The 4,962-nt window shown below is 54.8% G+C and carries 5 protein-coding genes; 4 read left to right on the top strand and 1 reads right to left on the bottom strand.

All coding sequences use genetic code 11. The features are described from left to right. The 3 genes from T370_RS25440 to T370_RS25435 form a co-directional block, all read left to right on the top strand. Positions 1–561, top strand: a 561-nt coding sequence (locus tag T370_RS25440) for a phage tail tube protein (RefSeq protein WP_029436935.1), incomplete at its 5' end; no start/stop codon positions are given. Between the two features lie 25 nt (positions 562–586). Next, entirely contained in the window at positions 587–841 is a 255-nt protein-coding gene (locus T370_RS0121240) for a hypothetical protein (RefSeq protein ID WP_029436934.1), read from the top strand. A gap of 119 nt (positions 842–960) precedes the next feature. Beyond that, positions 961–1,200: a DUF1799 domain-containing protein gene (locus T370_RS25435; RefSeq protein ID WP_029436933.1), complete on the top strand. Its 240-nt coding sequence runs from the start codon at positions 961–963 to the stop codon at positions 1,198–1,200. A gap of 149 nt (positions 1,201–1,349) precedes the next feature. Here the strand turns inward: T370_RS25435 and T370_RS24670 are convergent, their stop codons facing one another. Further along, positions 1,350–1,970: a heavy metal-binding domain-containing protein gene (locus T370_RS24670; protein ID WP_162177154.1), complete on the bottom strand. Its 621-nt coding sequence runs from the start codon at positions 1,968–1,970 to the stop codon at positions 1,350–1,352. A gap of 97 nt (positions 1,971–2,067) precedes the next feature. On the opposite strand from T370_RS24670, the gene T370_RS23950 reads away from it, so the two are divergent. Continuing rightward, a partial coding sequence (locus T370_RS23950) for a tape measure protein (protein ID WP_051643936.1) occupies positions 2,068–4,962 on the top strand: 2,895 nt, incomplete at its 3' end.

Raw genomic sequence — 4,962 nt, 5'->3', positions numbered from 1 at the left:
TGCAAGGTGTCGTCTCTGGCTATGCAGGCGGGCGGCGACGGGGAATTGACCGCCACGGTCAACATGCTCGGGCGCGATGCCGATTATGTGGATGCCGACTACAACGCCGGTGCTCCGTCCGTGGCCATGAAGCGGTTCAACAATTTTCAGGGTTCCCTGTTGAGCGGCGGCGCGGAGATCGGCGTGGTTACTGATTGCAGCCTCAATATTGATTTCGGGCTGGATTCGAGCATCCGCAAGCTCGGCGATAAGGGGCGGGTCTATGATCTGCCTCAGGGCGTCATGGCGGTTACCGGCAGCCTCACCGTGTTCATCACGGACAAGACCCTGCTCATGAAGGCCAAGAACAGCGAGGAACTCAGCCTTGATCTGTCGTTCGCCATCGATGATGGCAACAAGCTGACGTTCAGCGTCCCGGAAGTGCAGCTCAGTTATGACGGCCCGACCGTGGACGGCCCCACGGGGATCAAGATGGATCAGAGTTTTTCGGCGTACTTCAACGACAACGCGGACAACGCCTCTGTCGTCGTTACCCTCGTCAATGACGTGGAATCCTATTAACCAGCAAACTCAAAAGGAAAACATCATGCGTACCGTTACTCTTTCCGGTCAGGACTTCATCGTGAACCCGCTCAAAGGCAAGGACATCAAGGCGCTCAAGGCGCAGGGCTTCGACCTCATGGGCGGCGGGTATTCGATTTCCGAGGGCATGGACGCGGTGTTCGCCGTCGCCGGGTTCGACGCGGCCACCACTGACGAATTGCCCTTCCCCGACATCCTCGCCCTGCACAAGGCCATTGTGAACGAAACCTTCGGCGTGGCGGAAGAAGAAAAAAACTAGCGGCGGTCTGGGAGTGGCTTTCCGGTGAGGGTGCGGAATACTGCGCCACCTGCCGGAAGGCCTCCCGGAACCGCGACGATCTGGATTGTGAAGAGTGCGAGGGGCGTTGCCCGGATCTCATGCCCGACAACGCCGCCGCATGGGAACTGCTCCAGGCGGGCGCTACCCAACTCCGCATGTCAGGCATGGGCGGCCCTGTGGGGTTCGACTACAACGCGCTGGCGCTGGTGGCGGAAGCTTTCGGCATCGATCTGACGCCCGGCATGTGGCGGAAGGTGCAGGCCGTGGAAACGGTCATCCGCCGCAACGCAGCGAAACAAGCTGAAAAAACGCAACAGGCTTCCGCATCCACGCGGTGAGCGGTTCATTGACAACGGCATAGCGATTTTTGCGGATGGAAAGGGCCGGGATGTGGGGTCCCGGCCCGGTTTGTTTAGTGGAGCTTGCGGACGGTTTCGGCCATCCACAGGATTTCATGTTTTGTGGCTTGTTCCATGAAGATGGATAATCAGAGTATACTCTTGAGAGAATCGAGTTCATTGATTTCTTTGATGAAGTTATCGAACTCTTCATCACCGTTCGGAATATATATTGCTGTGCCTGAGAATGCTACCATGATCATCCCATGCCCTGAACTTGCTTCTGTAACATTGATGCAACTTGCATATATGCTATTTCCACCCAAGCGAATGGCATCTACCTTTGCTGAGTCAATAGCACTCTGTTCTGCTAACTTGATTTTATCTCTATAGCTATTTGATTCTATGCCAAAAAGATCGGTTATTGAAGACGTAAAATCTGAAAGTGGCCCTGTTCCAATAACGGAATACCCTGTAACAAGTCCCTTGATACCAGAAGAATACTTTTCGGGAACATTGGTTGTACAAACCACAATTCTTCGAGCAAGATAAGAAATTTCTCTTTCTATTTTTGCCTTTAGTTCATTGTATTTTTTATTATTTTCCTGTTTTTCATTCATGAAAACAGCTCTTGCGCAATCGAAGCACATACCTTCTGTATAGCTATCTTTTTGCCTAAGCTTCTCTATTAAATCTTCTGGAGTTTGTTGAGCTCCAAATAGTTTCCCAAATTTTTTTCTACAGATAGGACACTGATCAAATGTTTTCATGATGGTCACCCTCCTCAATTTTCCACACCATAGCTCTTCAATAAAGTCAACTTCCATCCGCGAGAATCGTCATGCTGCATTAGACAGGAAGTGAGGCATGGCAAGAAAAACGCCCGGCATTTACATAGCGATCCGTGGTGATTACTCCACGTTTGCAACCGACTTGAACCACGCCAAAAAAATGGCGCAGGCGCAGGGTGATGCGATTGCGAAAAGTATTGGCAACGCGGTTTCCAAGGCGGATCTCACTGGGGGCATCAACAAGCTGACGCGGGAACTGAAGACGGCGCAGGCGGCCTTGTCTGCCGGTGCATTCAAGGGGCAAGTTTCAGGGCTGGAAGAGATTGCCAAGGCCGCCGGGGTCAGCTCAAAGCAGCTTGAAGGCCTGACCAATTCCATGCTCAAGTCTCAGGCCGCCGCTACCGCGAACCGGGCTTTCGAGTATTTGCAGAAGAACGCCGGGCTATCCACGCTTGAGCTTGCTAAATTGCGGGTGCAGTTGGGCGATACATCCGGGGCTATGTCTACGCTTTGGAGCGGCGCGAAGGCCGCCGCCGTTCCGGTCATGGCCATCGGCGCGGCGGCGATTTATGCCGGAAAAGCTTGTTTTGACGCCTCGCTGCAAATGGACAGGCTAGTCAAATCATACACCACCATTGAAGGCTCCACCTCAGGGGCCGTCTCCCAACTCGATTACATCTATGAGATCAGCAACAAGCTCGGGCTCGAATTCCAGTCGACAGCAGAAGCGGCCAAGGGGTTCTTTGCCGCAGGGAAGGGGAGTGCGCTCCAAAAAGATCTGAACGGCATTTTTGAAGGCGTATCCCAAGCCGGCGCTGCTTTGTCCCTGAGCACAGAACAGATGGACGGCGTATTCCTCGCGTTGGGGCAGATGATCAGCAAAGGGAAGGTACAGGCGGAAGAACTGCGCGGGCAGTTGGGTGAACGCCTTCCCGGTGCTTTCAATCTTGCGGCCAGGGCAATGGGCGTCACCACCGCACAGCTCGACGATATGCTCAAGAAAGGGCAGGTCACTGCGGAAGATATGCTTCCCAAGCTAGCCGCCGTTCTGAAGGATGAGTTCGGGCCAGCGGCGGAACAGGCCTCACAAGGTGCACAGGGGGCGGTAAACCGCCTGAGCACGGAATGGAATTTGTTCAAAGCCACGGTGATGGACAATAAAGGCATCATCGCTGCCATCAATGCCATCACCGGAGCATTAGAAAATAGAAACCAAGCAATGATGAAGGCCGCACGCCGTGAAGCTGCCATCAAGAGCTTGGAGGAAGATGGCGTCATCAAACAGGGAGAAAAGCAAGTCACCGATGTGAGTATTGCATCAGGGGCGGTGACAGTACAAAAGATCAAATTTTATACAGAAGAACAGATCAAGGCGCGTATGGGGCTTGAAAAAGCGTGGGAGGCACATAACAAACACTCTAAACAGCTTCAGGAAGAAGAGACAAAAATCATTGCCGATGGCTCGGCAGCGACAAAGAATTTTCTTAAGAATAGTACTGAGGGAAAAAAGTCTGCTCTTCAGGAAGACTACAACAATACGCTCAAAGCTCTGAATGCACAGATTACCGTTTACAAAAAGCAAGGGCAGGACGTTTCCGGTCTTGAACAAGAACGGCTGAAGATTACCGCAGAATATCAACGGCAGCTTGAATCCATCAACAAGAAAGGAACAAAGTCCGCTGAAACAGCCGCCAAGCGTGCCGCCGTATCCGGCATCAATCTTGATGAGCTGCGGAAATCCGTAGAGGCGTTGGAGGCCGCGAATATCCCTGCCGCCAAGTCCTTTGACCAGATGGCGGAGAAAATCCGGGAGCAATCCAAGCAAACTCAAATTGCCATTGAAGCCGATGCCGCCCGCATGGTGGCCACCAAGAAACTCACCGTTGCGCAGGCGGAAGAGTGGAAGGGCCTCAAGTTTCGTGAGGACGCCGCAAAGACGACTCAGAAGCTGGCTGAGGTGGAAGCCAAGCGCGGCGAACAGGATAAAAAATATGCCGATCTCCGTCTCGACTTCGAGAAGCGATATGCCGACATGGTGGGCCTGTCGTCTGAAGCCGTGTCAAAATCCATCTCGAAGCAGGCGGAAGAGTACCGGAAGGCCATAGAAGCCGGAGAGAACGCCGCCGAGGAGCTGGTACGCCTTGAAGAATGGAAGCGTGACCAGATCCAGCGTGCCAGCCGCGAGGCGATGGACGGCGCACAGGTGGCCTTGCGCGACTATCATGTCGAGGCCTCGAATCAGGCCAAGTCAATGAACGACGCTTTCCGTGGCCTGTTCTCCGGCATGGATTCCGGCTGGAAATCGGCATGGGAGCAGATGATCGAGACTGGCAAGGTGTCCCTGTCTTCGTTCCGTTCCGTGTTCGCGTCGTTCCTTGCGGATTTGATGCATATGGCGATCACCCGGCCCATCACGGTTCAGATTGCGGGCGTGGTGTCCGGTATGCTCGGCACGGGCGGCGTGGCGTATGCGGCGGGGGGCAATGGTGGCTCCGGTGGAATAGGGCTCGGTAATTTGCCGTTCTCCAGCCTTTTGCCCGATTCGTGGACATCGGGGGTTTCCAGTTTCTTGAGTTACGAGCTTCCCGGTACGGCCCCCGGCATTTCCGGCTTGTATGGCCCAACTATGGGCGGCGGCAATCTCGCCAGTGGCCTTTCCCTCGGTTCCGCGCTCATGTACGGGGGCCTCGGTTCGCTCGGGTATTCTCTGCTCGGCGGGGCGTTGGGGCTTCCCCAGAACAAGTACAGCGGCATTACCAGCGGCCTTGGAGCGGGGCTTGGCGCATGGGGCGCCAGCGCCGCGTTGTCCGGTACGGCCCTTGGCGCGACGCTCGGCAGCGCGGTGCCTGTGGTTGGCACGGTCATCGGCGCGGCTCTTGGCGGGCTGGCATCGTCTTTGTTCGGCGGCGGGAAGAAAACACATCCTTCCGTCTACACCAATGTTGTCGACGCCAGTCTGTTTGGCTCGGAC

Origin of the sequence: Bilophila wadsworthia ATCC 49260, assembly GCF_000701705.1 — a bacterium.
In the GTDB taxonomy this organism is placed as follows: domain Bacteria; phylum Desulfobacterota; class Desulfovibrionia; order Desulfovibrionales; family Desulfovibrionaceae; genus Bilophila; species Bilophila wadsworthia.
The sequence above is the reverse complement of the archived record's forward strand: the minus strand, read 5'-3'. Positions and strand labels throughout refer to the sequence as shown.

Bases quoted from the DNA above. Each gene is read 5' to 3' on its own strand.
- T370_RS0121240 (WP_029436934.1), top strand. From the start codon at position 587: ATGCGTACCGTTACTCTTTCCGGTCAGGACTTCATCGTGAACCCGCTC.
- T370_RS25435 (WP_029436933.1), top strand. From the start codon at position 961: ATGCCCGACAACGCCGCCGCATGGGAACTGCTCCAGGCGGGCGCTACC.
- T370_RS24670 (WP_162177154.1), bottom strand. From the start codon at position 1,970: ATGAAAACATTTGATCAGTGTCCTATCTGTAGAAAAAAATTTGGGAAA.